The sequence below is a fragment of the Ideonella dechloratans genome, from assembly GCF_021049305.1.
Taxonomy (GTDB): Bacteria; Pseudomonadota; Gammaproteobacteria; order Burkholderiales; family Burkholderiaceae_C; genus Ideonella; species Ideonella dechloratans.
In genome coordinates this window covers 1489397-1509403 of record NZ_CP088081.1, presented here as the reverse complement: position 1 = coordinate 1509403, position 20007 = coordinate 1489397, and the positions used below count along the sequence as shown (strand labels likewise).

16 protein-coding genes are annotated in these 20007 nt (G+C 67.7%); 5 read left to right on the top strand and 11 right to left on the bottom strand.

The window, feature by feature from the left end:
- Positions 1 to 10: 10 nt before the first annotated feature.
- The 4 genes from LRM40_RS07075 to LRM40_RS07060 form a co-directional block, all read right to left on the bottom strand.
- Positions 11 to 655, bottom strand: a complete 645-nt coding sequence (locus tag LRM40_RS07075; RefSeq protein ID WP_211372988.1) for a non-canonical purine NTP pyrophosphatase — start codon at positions 653 to 655, stop codon at positions 11 to 13.
- A gap of 10 nt (positions 656 to 665) precedes the next feature.
- Positions 666 to 1409, bottom strand: coding sequence for a ribonuclease PH (gene rph, locus LRM40_RS07070; RefSeq protein WP_151124023.1), 744 nt, complete (start codon positions 1407 to 1409; stop codon positions 666 to 668).
- Between the two features lie 75 nt (positions 1410 to 1484).
- On the bottom strand, positions 1485 to 2399 hold the full coding sequence (locus LRM40_RS07065; RefSeq protein WP_151124022.1) for a PP2C family protein-serine/threonine phosphatase: 915 nt from the start codon (positions 2397 to 2399) through the stop codon (positions 1485 to 1487).
- 31 nt (positions 2400 to 2430) lie between these two features.
- Positions 2431 to 3399: a serine/threonine protein kinase gene (locus LRM40_RS07060; RefSeq protein WP_151124021.1), complete on the bottom strand. Its 969-nt coding sequence runs from the start codon at positions 3397 to 3399 to the stop codon at positions 2431 to 2433.
- A gap of 30 nt (positions 3400 to 3429) precedes the next feature.
- Between LRM40_RS07060 and LRM40_RS07055 the strand changes: the two genes are divergently transcribed.
- From LRM40_RS07055 to LRM40_RS07040, 4 genes are all read left to right on the top strand, one after another.
- On the top strand, positions 3430 to 4344 hold the full coding sequence (locus LRM40_RS07055) for a YicC/YloC family endoribonuclease (RefSeq protein ID WP_151124020.1): 915 nt from the start codon (positions 3430 to 3432) through the stop codon (positions 4342 to 4344).
- Positions 4345 to 4355: 11 nt separating this feature from the next.
- Positions 4356 to 4976: a guanylate kinase gene (gene gmk, locus LRM40_RS07050; protein WP_151124065.1), complete on the top strand. Its 621-nt coding sequence runs from the start codon at positions 4356 to 4358 to the stop codon at positions 4974 to 4976.
- Between the two features lie 46 nt (positions 4977 to 5022).
- Positions 5023 to 5226: a DNA-directed RNA polymerase subunit omega gene (rpoZ, locus tag LRM40_RS07045; RefSeq protein ID WP_022979841.1), complete on the top strand. Its 204-nt coding sequence runs from the start codon at positions 5023 to 5025 to the stop codon at positions 5224 to 5226.
- A 125-nt stretch (positions 5227 to 5351) separates the two neighbouring features.
- The gene (locus tag LRM40_RS07040; protein ID WP_151124019.1) at positions 5352 to 7643 is read left to right on the top strand and encodes a RelA/SpoT family protein; all 2292 of its coding nucleotides are present in this window, start codon (positions 5352 to 5354) and stop codon (positions 7641 to 7643) included.
- A 31-nt stretch (positions 7644 to 7674) separates the two neighbouring features.
- On the opposite strand, the gene greB is transcribed toward LRM40_RS07040, so the two are convergent.
- From greB to LRM40_RS07025, 3 genes are read right to left on the bottom strand one after another with little or no spacing between them, the layout of a single operon-like run.
- A complete protein-coding gene (gene greB / locus LRM40_RS07035) occupies positions 7675 to 8241 on the bottom strand; it encodes a transcription elongation factor GreB (RefSeq protein ID WP_151124018.1) in 567 nt (188 codons plus the stop codon).
- Between the two features lie 35 nt (positions 8242 to 8276).
- A complete protein-coding gene (locus tag LRM40_RS07030; protein ID WP_151124017.1) occupies positions 8277 to 9206 on the bottom strand; it encodes a bestrophin family protein in 930 nt (309 codons plus the stop codon).
- The gene (locus LRM40_RS07025; RefSeq protein WP_151124016.1) at positions 9203 to 10195 is read right to left on the bottom strand and encodes a helix-turn-helix transcriptional regulator; all 993 of its coding nucleotides are present in this window, start codon (positions 10193 to 10195) and stop codon (positions 9203 to 9205) included. The genes LRM40_RS07030 and LRM40_RS07025 overlap by 4 nt, the downstream gene beginning before the upstream one ends.
- A 194-nt stretch (positions 10196 to 10389) precedes the next feature.
- Here LRM40_RS07025 and LRM40_RS07020 point away from each other — a divergent pair, with 194 nt between their 5' ends.
- On the top strand, positions 10390 to 11517 hold the full coding sequence (locus LRM40_RS07020) for a hypothetical protein (RefSeq protein ID WP_151124015.1): 1128 nt from the start codon (positions 10390 to 10392) through the stop codon (positions 11515 to 11517).
- Here LRM40_RS07020 and LRM40_RS07015 read toward each other — a convergent pair.
- The 4 genes from LRM40_RS07015 to LRM40_RS07000 all read right to left on the bottom strand — a co-directional run bounded on the left by LRM40_RS07015 (position 11469) and on the right by LRM40_RS07000 (position 20002).
- Complete coding sequence (locus tag LRM40_RS07015; RefSeq protein ID WP_211372987.1) at positions 11469 to 12419, bottom strand: alpha/beta hydrolase; 951 nt, start codon at positions 12417 to 12419, stop codon at positions 11469 to 11471. The two genes, LRM40_RS07020 and LRM40_RS07015, sit on opposite strands and share 49 nt — an antisense overlap.
- 78 nt (positions 12420 to 12497) lie before the next feature.
- The gene (locus LRM40_RS07010) at positions 12498 to 13844 is read right to left on the bottom strand and encodes a hypothetical protein (protein ID WP_231067775.1); all 1347 of its coding nucleotides are present in this window, start codon (positions 13842 to 13844) and stop codon (positions 12498 to 12500) included.
- 94 nt (positions 13845 to 13938) lie between these two features.
- Positions 13939 to 15021, bottom strand: coding sequence for an alpha/beta fold hydrolase (locus LRM40_RS07005; protein ID WP_151124013.1), 1083 nt, complete (start codon positions 15019 to 15021; stop codon positions 13939 to 13941).
- A gap of 154 nt (positions 15022 to 15175) precedes the next feature.
- Positions 15176 to 20002 carry a type I polyketide synthase gene (locus LRM40_RS07000; protein WP_211372986.1) on the bottom strand — a complete coding sequence of 1609 codons (4827 nt, stop codon included), beginning with the start codon at positions 20000 to 20002 and terminating at the stop codon, positions 15176 to 15178.
- Positions 20003 to 20007: the final 5 nt, after the last annotated feature.

The following is a 20007-nucleotide window of genomic DNA, read 5'->3' as shown; positions in this document are numbered from 1 at the left end:
CCGGACACCATCAGGCCAGATGCCAATCGCCACGCAGGCGCTCGACCATCTGCGCCGCGGCCAGGGCGCGGTGGCTGTGCGCGTTCTTGGTCTCCGCCGGCAGCTCGGCCACCGTGCAGCCGAAGGCGGGAATGAACATCAGCGGGTCGTAGCCGAAGCCGCCCTGCCCCTGCGGCGCCGCCAGGATCTCGCCGCCCCAGCGGCCGAAGGCGATCAGCGGTTCCGGGTCGGTGGCCGAACGCACGGCCACCAGGGTGCAGACGAAGGCGGCGCGTCGGTCCGTCGCGCTGTGCAGGCGCTGCAGCAGCAAGGTGTTGTTGGCGAGGTCCTGTTGCCGGCGCTGGGCTTCCCGGTCCAGCGCGGCATCCGCGTCCACCGGCGCAAAGACGGCGCTCTGTACGCCGGGCGCACCGCCCAGCGCATCCACGCACAGGCCGGAATCGTCGGCGATGGCCGGCAGGCCCGTGGCCTGGGCCGCGTGCCGGGCCTTGGCCAGCGCGTTCTCGATGAAGGTGATGTGGGGCTCCTCGGCCTCGCTCACCCCCAACGAGCCCTGGGTCACCAGCTCGATGGGCAGGGTGCCGAACAGCGCCCCCAGCTCCTTGAGCTTCTTGGCGTTGTTGGAGGCCAGCACCAGACGCAGCGGCGCGCTCATGCCGATCCCCTCACTCGGCCAGCGGCAGCGGCTGGGCCAGCGCCGCCTTCTGCAGACCCACCAGCTCATGGATGCCCGCGGTGGCCAGGGCCAGCAGCTGGTCCATCTCGTCACGGGTGAAGGGCGCGCCCTCGGCCGTGCCCTGGATCTCGACGAAGCCCCCGGCCCCCGTCATCACCACATTCATGTCGGTGTCGCAGGCCGAATCCTCGACATACTCCAGGTCCAGCAGCGGCGTGCCCTCGACGATGCCCACCGAGATGGCCGCCACATGGTCACGGATGGGCGAAGCCTGCAGCAGGCCCTGGTCCAGCAGACGCTGCACCGCGTCCTGCGCCGCCACGAAGGCGCCGGTGATGGCCGCCGTGCGGGTGCCGCCGTCGGCCTGCAGCACATCGCAGTCCAGCGTGAGGGTGCGCTCACCCAGCGCCGCCAGGTCGAACACCGCCCGCAGCGAGCGACCGATCAGGCGCTGGATCTCCTGGGTGCGGCCGGTCTGCTTGCCCTTGGCGGCCTCGCGGGCGCTGCGGGTGTGGGTGGCGCGCGGCAGCATGCCGTACTCGGCCGTCACCCAGCCCTCGCCGCTGCCCTTCTTGTGCGGGGGCACCTTCTCCTCGACCGAGGCGGTGCACAGCACGCGGGTCTGGCCGAACTCGATCAGCACCGAGCCCTCCGCGTGGCGGGTGAAGCCGCGGGTGATGCGCACCGGGCGCAGGGCATGGGCGGCACGGCCCTGGGTTCGTTCGTAGCTCATCGGATTGGCAGCACTTTCAAGAACAACGGCCGCCTGCGGGCGAGGCGGCCGTGAAGGAATCGGGGGCAAGCCGAGTCAGTTGCCCGGCTTGCGCGAGGAGCGGCGGATGGCTTCGTTGATCTCGCGGATCGACCGCTCGATCTCGGCCTCGTCCAGATCGGCCGCACCGCTGTCGCTGATGGAGGCCTGGATGGTCGAGGCGAAGACATCTTCGCCCAGGGTGCGGGTGGAGATGCCCACGGTGGAGTCGGCATCCTCGACCGCCTCCCACTCGACGCCCAGCAGGGTGACATTGTCCGAGTGCGGGCCGCCGTTGCGCAGGGCTTCCTCGACCAGATCGGGCACCGCGTCCTGCAGCGGCCGGTCGGTCAGCATCCCGACGATGACCTCGTCCGACACGCTGCTCCACAAGCCGTCGGAGCAGACGATCAGGCGGTCCCCGGGCAGCAGCGGCACCGGGCCCACCGTGTCGACCACCGGCTTGCCGGGGCTGCCCAGGCAGGTGAAGAGCACCGAGCGGTTGAAGCGCGCATCGATGGGCACGACATGGGCCAGGCTCTCCTGCAGTTCGATGTAGGAGTGGTCGCGCGTGCGGGCCTGCAACTGGCCCTTGCGCACCAGGTAAAGACGCGAATCACCGCAATGCGCCCAGTAGGCCGATTTGCCCTGCAGCACGCAGGCCACGACGGTGGTGCGGGGCGTGTCCACCAGGGCGCGCTCGGTGGCGTAGCGCAGCAGCTGGTGGTGGCCGGCCAGGATGGCCTCCTGCAGGAAGCGGATCGGGTTCTTCAGCGAAGGCTTGGCCTCACGCTGGAAGGCCGCTGCCAGGGTCTGCAGCGCCAGCTGCGAGGCCACCTCGCCTTCAGGATGCCCCCCCATGCCATCGGCCAGGGCGAACAGACCGGACTCTCGCGTGTAGCAGTAGCCCATCCGGTCCTCGTTCTTCTCGCGGCCGCCCTTGCGGCTGATCTGGTAGACGGAAAACCTCATCACGGGACCTGTGCTCTGAAAATGGCAGCGCTCAGGCGCGGCTGCCGGACTTGAGGTTCTCGATCTGCAGCTTCAGCCGTTCGGTGAAGCCCAGCGAGGTGTAGCGCCGCTCGGTTTCGCGCGAGAGCTCCTTCTGCAGCGCGAACACGCTTTGCGGGCGGGACAGCGGATCGAGCGACATGCACCACTCGGTGACCTCGATCAGGTTGTCGGAATAGACGTTGCGCATGCGCGAGAGCGACAGCTGCAGGCGGTCCTTCTCGATGCGCTGCGGCGCATCGTTGGGCGGATAGCCCTGCATGCAGGCGTAGATGCAGGCGCCGATGGCATAGATGTCGGTCCAAGGGCCCAGCGAGCCGTCCCGGCGGTACATCTCGGGCGCGGCAAAGCCCGGCGTGTACATCGGCCGGATGAAGTTGCCTTCCTTGCTCAGCACCTCGCGCGCAGCACCGAAATCCAGCAGCACCGCCTTGTTGTCGTTGGTGATGAAGATGTTGGCCGGCTTGATGTCCAGGTGCAGCATCTTGTGCTGGTGCACGATGCGCAGCCCGCGCAGGATCTCGTCAAACAGCGAGCGGATGGTCGACTCGCGGAAGACCTTGTCGCGCTTGAGGTCGCGCGCGGTGACGATGAAGTCCTGCAGGGTGTCACCCTGCAGGTAGTTCATCACCATGTAGACGGTCTCGTTCTCGCGGAAGAAATTCAGCACCGACACCACGCTGGGGTGGCTGATCTGCGCCAGAGAGCGACCTTCCTCGAAGAAGCTCTTCAGGCCCAGCCGGTACAGCGGCTGCTTCTCGGGCTTGACGCGGGGAATCAGTTCGCCAGGCGCCCGCTCGGCCAGCGAGGCCGGGAGGTATTCCTTCAGCGCCACGAGGTGGCGGCTCTCGTCCTCGGCGAGGTAGACCACGCCAAAACCGCCGGCGGCCAGTTTCTTGACGATCTGGTAGCCACCGACCACGGTGCCCGCAGGCAGCGGGGCGGGTTTCGGCTTTGACATAATTGGGGTTTTGCTTCCTGCAAAAGCTTCATGCCAGTTTACAGCATGACCGGCTTCGCCAGCGCCAGCGCGGCACCGGTTACAGAGTCCGACACGGTCGCGCCTGGCGTCACCGTGGAAGTCCGCACGGTCAACAGCCGTTTCCTCGACATCGCCTTCCGTCTGCCCGACGAATTGCGCCAGGCCGAGCCCGCCCTGCGCGAGCTGCTGACGGCCGCGCTGCGCCGCGGCAAGGTGGAGTTGCGGGCTGCTGTGGGCCGAGCGGCCGACGACGCCCTGCCCCAGCCCACACCCGAGCAGCTCAACCGCCTGTCCCGCCTGGAAAGCAGCGTCCAGGGCTGGCTGCCCAAGGCGCAGCCGCTTTCTGTCCACGAAGCCCTGCAGTGGTGCCGCGGCGGCAGCGCCGCAGCGGTGCCCGCCGCGCTGGACGAGCTGGTGCAGCAGGCCGCCAAGGCCGCCATCGACAGCCTGAAGCAGGCCCGGGCCCGCGAGGGCAAACGTCTGGTGGCCATGCTGCTGGATCGCATCGGCACGCTGCGCACACTGGCGGCCCAGGCCGCGCCCCTGGTGCCGGCCGTGGTGCAGAAGCAGCAGCAGCGCTTCCTGGAACGCTGGCAGGAGGCCCTGGCCAGCGCCGGCGACAGCGGCCATGGCGTGTCGGCCGAGGCCGCACGCGACCGCGCGCTGGGCGAGGCGGCGGCCTTCGCCATCCGCATCGACGTGGCCGAGGAACTGACACGTCTGAGTGCCCACCTCGACGAGATCGAACGCCTGCTCAAGGCCGGCGGCGAACTGGGCAAGCGCCTGGACTTCCTGATCCAGGAACTGCACCGCGAAGCCAACACCCTGGGCTCCAAATCGGCCGCCCTGGAGCTGACCGGCATTTCCGTGGACATGAAGGTCCTGATCGAGCAGATGCGCGAACAGGTCCAGAACATCGAATGAGCACGCCCCCGATGGAAACCCCCGGCAATCTCTTCGTGGTGGCCGCCCCCAGCGGCGCCGGCAAATCCAGTCTGGTCAAGGCCCTGCTGGAACTCGATTCCCACCTGCAGGTCTCCGTCTCGCACACCACGCGCGCGCCGCGCGGTCAGGAGCAGCATGGCCGCGAGTACTGGTTCGTCAGCCCGGAGGAATTCCAGGCCATGGTGGACCGCAGCGAATTCTTCGAATGGGCCGAGGTGCATGGCAACCGCTACGGCACCTCCCGCGTGGGCATCGAGCAGCGGCTGATGGCCGGTGACGACGTGGTGCTGGAGATCGACTACCAGGGCGCGCTGCAGATCAAGCAGTTGTTCGCGCATGCGGTGCTGATCTTCATCCTGCCGCCGAGCTGGCAGGAACTGGAGCAGCGCCTGCGCCGCCGTGGCGAGGACCATGCGGACGTGATCGCCCAGCGCATGGTCAATGCCCGCCATGAAGTGGCCCAGGCCCGTCATTTCGACTACGTTATAATCAACGGCTTGTTCGAGACGGCGCTCTTCGACCTGAAAACCGTCGTCCACTCGCAGCGTCTCAAGTACGTGACGCAGCGGCGCGCCAAATCCACGGTGTTCACCGCCCTGGATCTGGCCTGAGTGCCGCATCTGTTTTTGAAGAATTCACCCGTCAGGAATTCACGCCATGGCCCGCATCACCGTTGAAGACTGCCTGAAGAAGATCCCGAACCGTTTCCAGCTGGTGCTGGCGGCGACCTACCGGGCCCGCATGCTGAGCCAAGGCCACGCGCCGAAGATCGATTCCAAGAACAAGCCCGGCGTGACCGCGCTGCGCGAGATCGCCGGTGGCGAGGTCGGCGTGGAGATGCTGCGCAAGGTGCCGACCTGATCCGCAGACACGATCGGGGAAACCCGGAGTCAACGGGCGCCTGAGGGCGCCCGTTTCCATTTGAGGCGCCACTTCCGAGTAGACCCAGACCGCCGAGGCTGCGGGTTATGGGCTAAATTCAGTCCATGGGTATTCGTTCCTTCGCCGCCGATCTGCTGCCTGCCGCCTTGCAGGGGCGGCCCCGCCAGTTGCCGGCCATGGCCCCCGCCGTGGGCACCGCGCCCACCGAGGTGAGCTCCTTCGCGGAACTGGCGGACAAGCTGGGTTACCTGGGCAAGGCGGACCTGAAGAAGGTGCGCGACGCCTACAAATTCGCCGACGAGGCCCACTTGGGACAGTTCCGCGCCAGCGGTCAGCCCTACATCACCCACCCGATCGCGGTGGCCGGTCTGGTGGCCGACTGGAAGCTGGACGCCCAGGCCATCATGGCCGCGCTGATGCACGACGCCATGGAGGATTGCGGCGTCACCAAGGTCGAATTGATCGAACGCTTCGGTGCACCCACTGCCGAGCTGGTCGACGGCCTCACCAAGCTGGACAAGCTGCAGTTCTCGACCCGTGAAGAGGGCCAGGCCGAGTCCTTCCGCAAGATGCTGCTGGCCATGTCGCGCGATGTGCGCGTCATCCTGATCAAGCTGTGCGACCGCCTGCACAACATGCGCACGATGGAGGCGATGGCCCCGCACAAGCGGGCCCGTATCGCCCGTGAGACGCTGGACATCTACGCCCCCATCGCGCACCGGCTGGGCCTGAACCAGACCTACCGTGAGCTGCAGGAACTCTCCTTCTCCTTCATCCACCCCTGGCGTTTCGGCGCGCTGCAGAAGGCCGTGCTGCGCGCGCGCGGCTACCGGCGCGACATCGTCTCGCGCGTGCACGACGACGTGGTGGCTGCTTTCAACGACGCCAAGATGAAGGTCGAGGTCAGCGGCCGAGAGAAGACGGTCTACTCCATCTACCGAAAGATGGAGGAGAAGCACGCGGGCTTCGCCCAGGTCAACGACATCTTCGGCTTTCGCATCATCGTGCAGACGATGCCGGAGTGCTACCTGGCCCTGGGTGTGCTGCACCAGCTCTACAAGCCGGTGCCGGGTCGCTTCAAGGACTACATCGCCATCCCCAAGCCCAACGGCTACAAGTCGCTGCACACCACCCTGGTGAGTCCGCTGGGCACCTCGGTGGAGTTCCAGATCCGCACCGAGGAGATGCACGCGGTGGCGGAAGCCGGCATCGCCGCGCACTGGCTCTACAAGGTCGGCCAGGAAGCCAACCCCGGCGATGTGGCCCAGCGCCTGGGTGCGTTGTGGCTGAAGTCGCTGCTGGACATCCAGGACGAGACCCGCGACGCCGGCGAGTTCCTGGAGCACGTCAAGATCGACCTGGTCCCGGACGCCGTCTACGTCTTCACGCCCAAGAGCAAGATCCTCGCGCTGCCCAAGGGCGCCACGCCGGTGGACTTCGCCTACGCCATCCACTCGGACGTCGGCGACCACTGCGTGGCGGCCAAGATCAATGGCGAGCCGGCCACGCTGCGGGCCACGCTCAATTCCGGCGACGTGGTGGAGGTGGTGACCGCCCCCGGCGCCCGGCCCAACCCGGCCTGGCTCAACTTTGTCCGCACCGGTCGGGCCCGCTCCAAGATCCGGCACTACCTCAAGACCCTGGAGAACGAGGAGACGCAGGCCCTGGGGCAGAAGATGCTGGCCCAGGCCCTGCGCGCCGAAGGCTTGCCCCTGCCGCCGCAGGAAGCGACCGAGGGACGCCCGTCCATCTGGCCGGCGCTGCTGCGCTGGAGCGGCAACCGCACCCCGGCCGATCTGCTGACCGATGTGGGCACCGGCAAGAAGATCGCCACCATCGTGGCCAAGCGCATCGCCCAGTTGCTGCGCGAGCAGGGCCAGGTGCCCGATGCCGTCACGCTCAGCCTGGGCCGCTACAGCCATGACGACAACGCCCCCAGCCAGGGCCTGGTGGTCATCGATGGCTCCGAGGGCGGCTCCATCACGCTGGCTCCCTGCTGCAGACCCATCCCGGGCGACGCCATCGTCGGCTACCTGGGTCGGGGCGAGGGCCTGACCGTGCACACCGCCGATTGCTCGGTGGGCAAGCGCCTGTTCGAGCGCGACCGCGAGCGCTGGATGCAGGTCGAATGGTCGGAGGAGCCGATCCGCGCCTTCGAGACCGCCGTCAGCATCGTGATGCGCAATGGCAAGGGCGCGCTGGCCCAGGTGGCCCAGGCCATCAGCAGCGCCGAGGCGGACATCACCCACATCGACATGGGCGACGAAGCCGTGGGCACCACAGCCGAGATGCGCATCCTGGTCAGTGTGCGGGATCGCCAGCATCTTGCCGACGTGCTGCGCACCCTCAAGCGCAGCCCGGCGGTGCTGAAGGTTCAGCGGGTCAAACCCAGCTGAGGCCTTCGAACCTGCATGCCGACGCGGCCACTCAACCGGCCGCCGGCGCCGGGTAGCGCACCTCCAGCACCTCCAGCGTCTCCACGCCTCCCGGCGTGCTCAGGGTGACCTCATCGCCCTCGCGGGCCTTGAGCAAGGCCCGGGCGATCGGCGACACCCAGCTCACCTCCCCGGCCAGGTGGTCCACCTCGTCCACGCCCTTGATGGTGATGGTGCGCTCCTCGCCCTTGCTGGTGGCATAGGTCACCGTGGCACCGAAGAAGATCTGGTCGTTGCCATGGTGGGCCGACGGGTCGGCCACCTCGGCGATGTCGAGGCGCTTGGTCAGGAAGCGGATGCGGCGGTCGATCTCGCGCAGCCGCTTCTTGCCATAGAGGTAATCCCCGTTCTCGGAACGGTCGCCGTTGGAGGCGGCCCAGTGCACCACATCCACCACCTTGGGCCGCTCGACGTCGATCAGTTCCAGCAGTTCGGCCCGCAGCCGCGCATAGCCGGCCGGGGTGATGTAGTTCTTGGTGCCGGCAGGCAGCGGCGGCAGGCCACCGCTGTCATCGTCCTCGTCGGCGCCATCGCTCTCCTTGGTGAAAGCCTTGCTCATCTCGGATCGTCTTCGGAAGGGGGTATTCGGGGTCGTCAGGTCAGCACGTAGCGCTCGGCCTGGGGCGGTGCGGGGAGATTCTCCTCACCCAGCGCCTCGCGCAGGCTCGTCTCGATGGTGACGCAAAGGGCATCCAGCGGCAGATGGTTGAGCTTCGTCCCGAAAGGATCCTCGATCTCGTCGCCCAGGGCATCGAGGCCGAAGAAGGTGTAGGCCACCAGGCCCACCACCAGCGGCGTCAGACCGTGCAGCGTGTCCACCAGACCAAAGGGCAGCAGGAAACAGTAGATGTACGCCGTGCGGTGCAACAGCAGGGTGTAGGCAAACGGGATGGGCGTGCTGGCGATGCGCTCGCAGCCGGCCGCGCAGGCGGTGAGTTCGGCCAGGCGGTTCTCCATGGTGGCCGCCAGCTGAGGATCCAGCTGGCCGCTGTGCAACCAGGCGCCCAGACCCTGACCGGCCTGCTGAAGCAGCGCGGCCGGCATGTTGCGCCGCCTGACCACCTGCGACGCGGCCTCGTCTCCCAGGCAGCGCACCAGATCCGCCCGGGCATCCGTGCCCCGCAGCTGGTGGCGCAGGGCATGGACCATGGCCGCCACGGTCATCACCATCGATCGGCGCCCCGGACCCGCAGACGCCTCCCCGTGGTTCGTCGGGTAGCACATCACCCCGCGCGCCCAGCTGCGGCTGGCGTGCACCATCTCGCCCCAGAGCTTGCGCCCCTCCCAGTAGCGGTCATAGGCCGCCGAATTGCGGAACCCCAGGAAGATGGCCAGCGCCAGACCGATCAGCGAGAACGGTACGGTGGTGACCTGGATCTTGTGGTCCAGGAACTCGCCGTGCAGCACCGTGACGATCCCCGCGAACAGCACGTTCACCGCCAAGGCAGGCAAGATGCTGGGCAGCACCGAGCCGCGCATCGCGAAGAACAGCGCCAGCCCGTGGGGACGGTCGCGGACGATCATCGGCCGCTGGCCTCCGGGTACTGGGCGGCGGCCTCGCGCAGGCGCTGCGCCACTTGGCGGGCCAAGGCCACGGGCGACGCCACCCGCACCTGCGGGCCGTGGCGCAGGATGTCCATGGCCAGCTCGGTGGCGTCCGCATAGGGCAGGCGCATCTCCAGGCTGCCGTCGGCCAGCGTCTTCAGCGTCTGGCGGGGGTGCCACTCCTCCAAGGCCACCCATTGGGCAGCCTCGGGCGAAAACACCAGCGTGGCCCATTGGATGGCCTTGCCGCTGAAGATGCCGTAGCCGCCGTCGAGCTCCGCCTCCACGGTCTTGAGCGCGACATCCTTGGCCCGCCCTTCCAGGGCCTTGGCCGACCGCACCGCATCCAGCGCAAAGCGCCGCAGCCCGTCGCTCTGGTGGCACCAGGCATCCAGGTACCAGGTGTTGCGATAGTGGATCAGGCGCTGGGGCGACACCTCGCGCTGGGACTCGGTCTGCTTGGCCCGTGTGAAGTAGACGATGTCCAGCCGCTTGCGCTTGAGCAAGGCGCTGCCGATGGCCTCGAACCAGCGGCTTGGCACCGGCCGGCGGGCCGGGTTGACGATCTTGACCCGCTTCATCAGCTCCCGGGACTCCGTGCTCGTCGTTCCCAGCATGCCGTTGAGCTTGTCCAGCAGCGGCTGCAGGTGGCGGCCCAGCACACCGCCGGCATCCAAGCCGTCGATCAGCTGATGCATGGTCAGCAGCGCGTGGATCTCGGATTCACTGAACCAGACGCCGGGGAGTTGATGGGCCGGCGCCGTGCCGCTCGCGCCGCCTTCGAACTTGTAGAGGTTGTCGAACCGGTCATAGACGATGGGGGCATCCATGCGGTCGCGCAGGTACTGCAGATCACGCTTGAGGGTGGCCCGGGAGACCTCCAGTTCGTCCATCAGGGTCTCGAAATTGACCCCGCCACGGCTCTTGATCAGCAGTTCGATGCGGTAGAAGCGTTCGGTGCGGTTCATGTTCACAGCTCAGGGAATGAGCCTGCAGCTTAACGCATGGTCACAGATGCGTGCACACAACAGATCCACCCATTTTTCCTGGCTCACGCCATGAGCTCATGGCCGGCCAAACTGACATCCATGCTGAGGGAAAGGGTTCCTTGGCTGCCCGGCGGGCCAGCCGCCGACTCGACGTTACCGAGGAGCGCTTCACCATGGCACAGACCTCTTTCGCCTTCGACGATCTGCCCGCCCCCCTGCTCGCCGCCCAAGGCGGCACGCCCGCGGTTTCGGATGCACTCGATGCGCTGACCGACGCCGACTTCCAGGCCGGCTACGCCATCGGCTGGGACCATGCCCGTCACGGCCTGCTTCCGCCCCAGCGCCATCTGCTGCCGGGCAACCCCCTGCGCCAGGGCTGGCAGGCCGGCCGCGGCGCCTTTGCCGGACGCACCCGCCCCGCCCACCCCGAGGTGCACAGCTGGCTGCATCTGCGCATCGAGGCCTGGGAACAGGGCCTCGCCTTCGAGGACCTGCTGGTCACGCCTCACTTCCTGAAGCAACTCGGAGCGAGCACGTGCCCGGTGAGCCGTGAGGCGCTGACGGACCAGGCCCGGGTGGTGCGACTGAACCAGGCGGCGGGCTATGCCGCGGGCAATCTGGCCCTGGTCTGCGCGCGGGTCGCCCAGGCCCTGCAGGGCATCACCGGAGCGTCAGCCCTGGCCGCCGCGCGTGAGGCAGCCAGTTCCGCCGACGGCCTGTTTCGCCAGCTGAGTGCCGCGGAATGGGAGCGTCTGGCCTGCCTGGTCCTGCTGGCGACGCCGCAGCCCCACGAGGAAGCGGCCCGTTGCCCGCTGCGTGCCCTGCCACCCAACCGGGTCCGGGTGCTCAACCCCATCCAGGGTCTGCAGGTCTGGCTCACGCTGCAGATCGAGCTGGACGGCTGGAGCCAGCGCCTGAACCGCCTGGCCGACCGGCTTCCTGAAACCAGTCGCCTGGCGTTCCGCGTCTTCGTGGGTGGCTTCCTGCCCCGTGTCTGGCAGAACGGCCGCCCTGCCAGCACCGAGGAATTGAAGCAAGGCCTGGAGGATGCCTGGGCCGACGAGCGGGTGCTGCGCCGCTGGCAGCATTTCGCGCTGCAACTGACCGCAGATCAGACCGCGAAACTGCTCTCCGAGGCCTTGGCCCTGGGCATCAGCGGGCGGCGGGTGCACCAACACGCCGACTCCAGGGCCACCGATGGCTGGGCCCTGGAGTCGGGCGGCCGGGCAGATGCCGGTTCGCGCGTGCGGGTTCAGTTCAGGCCGATGCTGCGCAGAAAGCCCTCGACCGCATCGGTGTAAGCGCTGGACTCACCCAGCTTCTTGTTCACGTCGGCATGGGTGAGGTCCACCGGCAAGACCGTGGCCTTGCCGCCCAGCGCGTTCACCTTGTCGGCGAAGCTGCGCGCCTGGGGACAGGAGTCCGCGCGCTTGGTGGAGCACACCAGCATCATGGGTGCCGGCGCCTTGCGCAGTCGCCCATAGGGCGACACCTGCTGCCAGAAACCCCGGTCCGAGCCGAACACCTTGTCGTAGAAGCTGTAATGCTTCTCCTGCATGGTGCGCACGACGTCCATCGAAGCACTGTCCAGCGACACGGTGCCCAGCCAGGGGCGGGCCCCCTGGTTCAGCGCCAGTTCCGGCGCAGCGGAAATCAGGGACACCAGGTGGGCGCCGGCCGAGTGCCCCATCAGCACGAAGCGGCTGGCATCGCCGCCCCAGTCGGCCGCATGGGATTGGGCGTAGGCCAATGCCTTGCCCACGTCGTCGACCTCGCCCTGCACGTCGGTCTTGGGCAGCATGCGGTAGTTCGGGCAAACCACCACATAGCCCTTGGGGATCCAGCGGGTGATCTTGTTCATCACCACGTTGGCCGTGGATTTGTCACCGATCATCCAGGCCCCGCCATGCACCATGAAGATCACGGGCATGGGCGCGTTGCCATTGCGCACCGAAGGCATGTAGACGTCCAGGCGCTGGGCCGGATCGGCGCCATAGCTGACGTCCAACTGGGCCTTCACATAGGACGGCAGGGTCAGCGGCTCGGACTTGCCTTCGCCAAATTCGCCGCTTTCCTGTGCCGCCTCGATACGGCGGGACAGCACGCGGTCCACGATCGCGTCCCGCAGAGGTCCGCCAAAGGCCGGGGTCATGAGCAGCCCCCCCAGAGCAGCCAGGGCCCAACGCTTGCTTCGATCGTGCATGAATGATCCTTTGCGACGGCGCAACACATGCACCGTCCAACGCGCCGGGGGCCCAGGGCGGTTGACACGCCGGGCACCTCAGGCATCCGAAGAGGCCAGGAAGACCTCGCATCCCCCCCGCGGGTTGGGCACATAGCGGTCCCCGCCCAACGGCATGATCTTCGGCCCGAAGGGGTTGGCCGTGCCAATGAACATGCCATGCGGCGTCGACACCAGGGTGCGCAGCCCCATGTTGTACGGGTTGCCCATGCCATTGGTCGTCACCGGCACCCAGTTCACGCCGTCGTAGCTGCGGTACAGGTCAAAGCCGCAAGAATGTTCCAGCAGGAATTCCGGCGTGAGCTTGTTGACGATGTTGGTGAAGGCCGGCGGCCAGCGGCGACGGTTGGCGTAGCCCAGAACGGAACTCCACTCGAAGGTGCCCATGTAGAGCCAGCCCTCGTGTGCGCACATGCGCCAGAAGTAGCCGTTGAAGAAGTTGTCGAAGCCCGGCAACCAGCCCGACAGGGCCTCCTTGCGTCCGATCGGCGTGTCGCGGCTCTCGCCCACCAGCAGGTCCCAGTGACCGTCCGGCGCGATGCGGATCATCTCCGGCGGCGCCGGGCCGATGCGGTTCTGCGTGTCCACACCACCGCCCTGGATGCCGCCGCCCACATAGAGGTGGCCCTTGAACGGATACAGGCTCAGCACGCACTGGTTCAGCGGCCCGCGGTAGGCGCCCTTTTCGACGACCTTCTCCCACACATAGGGCTTGGGGCCTTCGACCGTGCTGCGCCAGATCTGGAAGCCTTCGAGGTTGAAGGTGCCCACATAGAGGTGGTCACCAAAACCGGCCATCTCGAAGATGGTCTTGTTGCCCGCATCACCGAAACCGAAATCGGACACCGGCTCCCACTCGCCGCTGCCGGGATCGGAACTCTCGTACACCACCGAGTGGGCCGAGACGTTCGGGTTGCCCCCGCGCGAGCCTGCCGGGGTGGTGAACATGCGACCCTTGAAGGGCACCATGGTGCGGATGGTCGTGACGGGCAAGCCCCCCAGGCCCGGCTCGCAGGTCGGCTCGAAGTTTCGGCCATCGGTCGAGCGCAGGATGTTGGGCCCCGGCCCCCGGGCGGGAGACCAGGTGCTCACGAACAGCTCCGGCTCGGAGGTGGGCGTGGGCTGGTACACCACCATGCCGCGGAAACCCAGCTCGCGGGGAATGGGCTTGCCGTGGCTGCCGATGATGGTCGGCGCCTTGAAGACCTTCTCCCAGCTGTTCTCGGCCGGCGTGTAGCGCCAGATCTCGGCATGCATGTCGAGATCGAAGGGGCTTTCCGGGCACTCCACCGGCCAGACGTCCATGCCGATGGGCAGGCGCGCCTTCATGAAGGGGAAGTTGCCCCGGGTGGTGGCGACATAGAGATGGTCCTTGTAGTAGGCCATCGAATGCGCGTAGGCATTCAGGCCATCCCCGAACCCCCCATGCGCGATCAGGCGGAAATCGCGCTGACTGAACCCCGGATAGATCCCAAGCTTGTTAGACGGCCGCCGCACTCTGTTCTTCCGTTGCCATGGCCGCCATGAAGGAAGCAAGCAGTTGCTCGGCCTCCTCCCGGCTGGCGGCCGGCCCCACCCGGGCCTGTTCACGTGTCATGAAGTACCACGCATCGCCGGACTGGATGATCCGGTCGCTGCGGAAAAAGTTCTTCTTCGCCTCGCCGGCCCGCTGACGGTGCCGCGCGTGGAATTCTCCTCCCCAGAAGCGCTCGCAGCCATGGATCAGTTCCTTGGGGCGCGAGGACGGGAAGAAGTGCCCGCCGTCGGGCACCCGGCGGAACACCGCATGGCCCCAGACATTGAGCAGCTCACGGCCGGTCAGGCGTGCCTGCGAATGGTCGCCGTACATCGCCATGATCGGGAAGGCGAGCTTGCGCAATTCCTCCAGCCGCAGGCCGTCGTCGCTGCCCATCAACTCCTTGCCGGCCTCGGTCTGGTCCATCAGGCGGATCCACTGGCTGGCAGTGCGGTTGCCGTACTTGCCGATGAAGGGACTCACCAGCTCGGCCAGCGCGGGCGGCACCTCTTCGCTGCGCAGTTGCAGATGCGCCACCTCCGTCAGCAGCTTGTAGCCGAAGTACGGGTCGCGCGTGTCCAGATGGATGTGGTGGGCCTGCAGGATGGCCTGCATCTCCTCGCCGAACTGGCCGGCCTCCCACTGACGCTGGTGGCGAGCCGCCGAAATGTGCGTGTCCGCCAGCACCAGGCTGCGGAAGCGCTCGGGGGCCAGGCAGGCCGCGTTCAGCGTGATCACGCCCCCGTAGCTGTGGGACAGGAAGTGGGCCCGGGCAATGCCCAGGTGGTCCATCAGGCCCAGCAGGTCCTGGGCCTGTTGCGGCGGGGTGTAGCCGCCCGGCGTCATCTCCGAGCGCCCATGGCCGCGCAGGTCATACAGGGTGACCCGGAAGCGCTGTGAGAACACCGGCGCGTAGTGGAAGTACCAGAACGCGAGGTTGGTGGCCAGACCATGCACCATCACGAGGTCTTCGACCTCGCCCTCGGCGTTCTGCGGCTCCATCTGAACATAGTTCAGACGGACGCCATTGACTTGTGCGACGGGCATGACGGCTTACTCCAAATGGCCCGGCGTCCTCAGCCGGGCAGGCATCTCATCCTCTGAATCCGTGGACATGGTAGCGCCGCCCATGCACAGGACAGGGGCATGCACCTTGTCGTATTTCACGACCCTGGGGAAGCACACGGGCATCCGCATCACCTCAGGACACCTCCGCGCCGCCCTGCTCGACAGCCAGGGCGATCACGGTCTGGGCATCCCTGTACAAGGAAACCTCCATCTGCATGTCGTCATGCACCACCTGGGCGCTGTGTCCTGCGGCATCCAGGAAGCGAACCTCGAACTTCTCGGGCTGCCCCTGCAGTCCTGTGCCCAGGCATTTCGCCGCCGCCTCCTTGGCGCACCACAGGGCCAGCAGATGTTCACTCTGCTGCCCAGCAGGAATCGCGCCAAGGGCCGAACGCTCTTGCTCGCTGAGCGAGGCTGCGAACAGTTCCGGGCTGCGGATGCGTCCCCACTGCTCGGCATCCACCCCCACGGGCACCTGGGGCGGATTGACCGCCACCACGCTGCCCCAATCGTTGTGGGTCAGCGAAATCTCCGGAGCTGCGATCAGCTGGTCACGCCACCAACCATCCACCCAGGGGGCACCCAGGGCGTCGTGGCGCACCTCGATCTCGGAGGAGTACAGCCATTCACCCGTTTGCTGGACCACCCAGTAGCGCACCGCCTCCTTGATGCAGGCGCGCCCCAGTAGCCACTGCCGCTTGTGCCGGGCGTTGCCGGTCAATGCCGCCCAGGCCTCGCGCTCTTCCGCGCTCAGGTAGATGTGGGCCAGGATGCGCAGGAAGATGTTGGCCGACTGGCTGCAGAAGTCCTCCGGCAGGTGCTCCAGTGCCCAGACCAGGGTGCCGCGCTCGGCCCCCGCGGCCATGGGTTGGCCCAGCCAGCCCTGCAGCGGGTCGCGCCGCACCTGGTAGAAGCGGTTGGGCACCGGGAAGAAGACATTCACCAGATTGCTCACCCGCACCAGCGGCTGGCCCTGGGTGTCCAGGCACTCGAACTGCCAGGCCCGGGGGGCCGAGACCTCGTTGCTCGACGGATCCAGCGAATGCTGGCGGGCCAGCAGGCGCAAGTTCGGCAGGTCGGCCGGACAGGGGCTGTAGAGCTCGATGCGGTCGATGGTCGACGGGAAGCAGTTGAAGTCCGTGCCGGCGAACTGGGCGATCCAGTAGGCGGCGAGCTGCCCCATGGCGTCCAGCAGCACCGGGTTCAGCACCAGCCGGGTCGGTTGGCCCGGCACGAAGAAGTCACGCAGGCTCACCGGCGAGAGCTGGCAGTCGATGCCGGCGTCGTCCCAGCCGTCGATGTGGGTGATGCTCTGGAACACCGGGCCGTGGAACATGCCGCAGGTGTAGAGCTCCTCGTCGTTCCACAGGGAGCTGCGCCATTCGCTCAGCGAGGCCAATCCCGGGAGTTGCCAGACCGGCTGGAACAGGAACTCGCCGCTGACCAGCTTGCCGGACGGACCGGACAGCACGGCGGCGTAGCGCTGCTGGGCCGCATCGACCAGCCGGGCCTCGACGGTCAACGCGACCTCGCCCGCGTCGAGCGCGATCCAGTCGAAGGCGCGCACATGCTCGACCACCGTGACGTTGACATTGCCGGCCAGGGCCGCGCAAGCCTGGGCCATGATTTCCAGGCTGACCATCATCGGGACACAGGACAGGCCCAGCACCGCGTCCTGGGGATCCACCCGCCCGGACAGCACATGGTCGCGCAGGAAGTTGTCCTTGGCCAGGTTCAGGGTGCAGCGCGCCACCAGATGGTCGGCATCCTGCTCGAGGATCTCGTCCAGGAAGCCCGTGGCCTCCGTCACCGGATCCAGATCCTGGGGTTCGGCCCCCTCGAAAGCTTCGGGCTGGAGGCGATCCATCACCGACTGCTGCTGGGCCAGGAAGCCACGCATCATGTCGAAGTACTCGCCCATGACCTGCTGACGCAGCGCCAGCTCGGCATCCTCGGTGGCCTCCACCGCCGTGGGTGCAGGGGCAGCAACGGCCGGCGCAGCCGCCGCCAGGGGCACGGCCGCTTCGACAGCCGCCGCCTGGACCGGTGCGGCCACGGCCTGCACCACGCCTGGTGCGGCCAGCGTGCCCAGCTGGGCGCGCTCCGCCTCGGTCAGGTGCATCTGCGGCATGGTGTTGTCCAGCAGAATGCCCTTGGCCTTGGGCACCGACAGGTCGCCCAGCGGCACCTGCGTGAGCGCACGCTGCTCGAACAGCTTGCCCAGCGCGACCGGCTTGCGGTTGACCCAGAGCTGGCCCAGCACCATCAGGAACTGGTCCACGCCGGGACGCTTGCGCTGGTTGGTGGCTACGGCCACGTAGTCGCGCCCGGCCAGAATGTCGTTCACGAAAGCCGTCAGGTTGGCCGAGGGGCCGACCTCGATGAACCAGCGCACGCCGTCGTCGTGCATCTTCTGGATCGTCTCGCGGAAACGCACCGTGGTGGACCACTGCGACGCGGCCGTCTGCCGGATGGCGGTGGCGCCGTCCGGGAACAGGCCGGTGGTGGCGCAGGAGTACAGCGGCACGCGGGGCGAGCCCAGCTTGATGGCCTTGTAGTACTTCAGGAAGGCCTTGGTGACGGTGTCGAAGGCCGGCGTGTGGTAGCCGCGGTCGAAGGGCAGCGGCATGCAGATGGCGCCGGCCTGGGTCAGACGCTGCTGCAGCGTGGCCATCACATCGGCCGCGCCGTACAGGATCACCTGGTTGGCACAGTTGTCCATGGCCACGACCACGCCCGGGCCGCTTTCGGCCAGGTGCTGATCCAGGCTGGGACGGTCCATGGCACCCACGGCCAGCAAGGCGCCGGTCGGGATCGAGCCGTTGGCCAACTCCTCACGGTAGACGCGGTTGAGCTCGCGGATGAACTCGGCCAGCTCCTGCGAAGACGCCGCAGGAATGGCGCCGGAGGCGGCCAGCGCCGACGACTCGCCCGAGCTGTGGCCCAGCATCACGTCAGGCTGCACGCCCATCGTGCCCAGCAGGGCATTGAGCGCCTGCGCGCCCACGAACACGGCTTCGGAGCCGACGTCCATGTCGTGCATGCGCCGCTCGAGTTCGGCACGACGCGCCTCACTCAGGCCGGTGGGCGGCGGGAAGGCGATGTCGGTGCGGCGCTCGCCCGGCACATCCGGGTACAGGCCGCACCAGAAGTCCAGCCAGTCGCGCACATCATCGAAGCACTGGGCCATGTCCGACAGCATGGCGCTGTACTGCGAGCCCTCGCCCGGGAAGATGAAGGCCAGCTTGCCCTCCAGCGGCTGCGCGCTGTAGAACATGCCGCCGCGGGTGGCCCAGGAGGTGGCGCCACCGCTGCCCAGCTTCTTGAGCGCCTGCTGCAGCTGCTTGTTCAGCCCGGCAGCGTCGCTGGCGACGATGGCCAGGCGACAGGCGCCCTCGCCCACCTGACCGGCCAGCGAGGCGGCGATGTCGCCCATCGACAGATCGGTGCGGGCGGTCAGCCAGGCCTGGACCTGCGCGATGCGCTCGACCAGGGCCTCGGTCGTGTCAGCCGCGAGCACGCACAGCTCGGACGGCCAGGGCATGCAGCGCGCCGGCTTGGCCGCAGCCACCGGGGCCTCTTCCAGCACGGCGTGGGTGTTGATGCCGCCGAAACCGAAGGAATTCACCCCCGCGCGGCGCGGTGCGCCCTGAGGGGTGATCCAGGGCCGGGTTTCGTTGTTGACGTAGAGCGTCGTGTCGTCGATGCCCAGCTCGGTGTTGACCTCGTCGCACAGCATCGGTGGCAGCACCTTGTGGTGCAGTGCCAGGGAGGCCTTGATCAGACCGGCCATGCCCGCCGCCGGGATGGTGTGGCTGATCATGGACTTCACCGAACCAAGCGCGATGCTGCCCTGCCCGGCCGTGCGGGCCCCGAACACCGACTTGAGCGACGCGATCTCGGTCTTGTCACCCAGCGGGATGCCCGTGCCGTGGGCCTCCACCAGGCCCACCGTGGACGGGTCCACGCGGCTTTCGGCGTAGGCGCGCTGGACGGCCAGCGATTCACCCTCCATGCTGGGGGCCAGCAGACCAGTGCCTCGCCCGTCACTGGACTGACCCACGCCGCGCAGCACCGCGTAGATGCGGTCGCCATCGGCCAGCGCTTCATCCAACAGCTTGAGCACCACGATGCCCAGGCCTTCGCCCAGCAGCGTACCGTCGCTGCCCTTCTCGAAGGGGCGCACCTTGCCGCGGCCGCTGAGCGCGCCCAGCTGGGTGAAGATCACCGCCACCTCGGCCGGCAGGGAGGCATTGACACCGCCCGCGATCATCAGCTTGCTGCGCCCCAGGCGCAGTTCGTCCATGGCCGCATTGACCGCCAGCAGCGAAGACGAGCAGGCCGCGTCCACCAGGTAGTTGGGGCCCTTGAGGTTCAGGCGGTTGGCGATGCGGCCGGTCATCACATTGGGCACCAGGCCCGGCGCGATGTCGGGCGTTGCGGCCGGCAGCTTCTTGGCCAGCAGCGCCCGCACCGATTCCAGCTGCTCCGGCCCCAGGTGGGGGCAGGCCGCCTGCAGGATCTCCACCGTCTGGTCCACCACGATGTGGTTCTGGATCAGCGTTCCCTGACCGCGGTGCAGGTAGGTGCTGTGGCCCAGCACGATGCCGGTGTCGCGGTGGTCGTAGGACGGGTCGAGGTAGCCCGCGTCCTTCAGGGCCTCGGCCGCCACCTTCAGGGCCAGGAACTGGTCCGGCTCGCCGCCGTCCAGCGAGCTCGGCATGATGCCGAACTCGCGCGGATCGAAGCGGTACAGGTCCCGCAGATAGCCGCCGTAGGGCGTCTTGATGCGACCGGTGTCCAGATAGCGCTGGGCATCCCAGGAGTCCACTGGCTCGGAGATCGCGTCCACCCCGCCGATGATGTTGCGCCAGAACGCCTGCAGATTGGGGGCCTGCGGGTACATGCAGGCCATGCCGATGATGGCGACCGGCGCCGGGGTGGATGCGTTCCCGCTCACGGGGA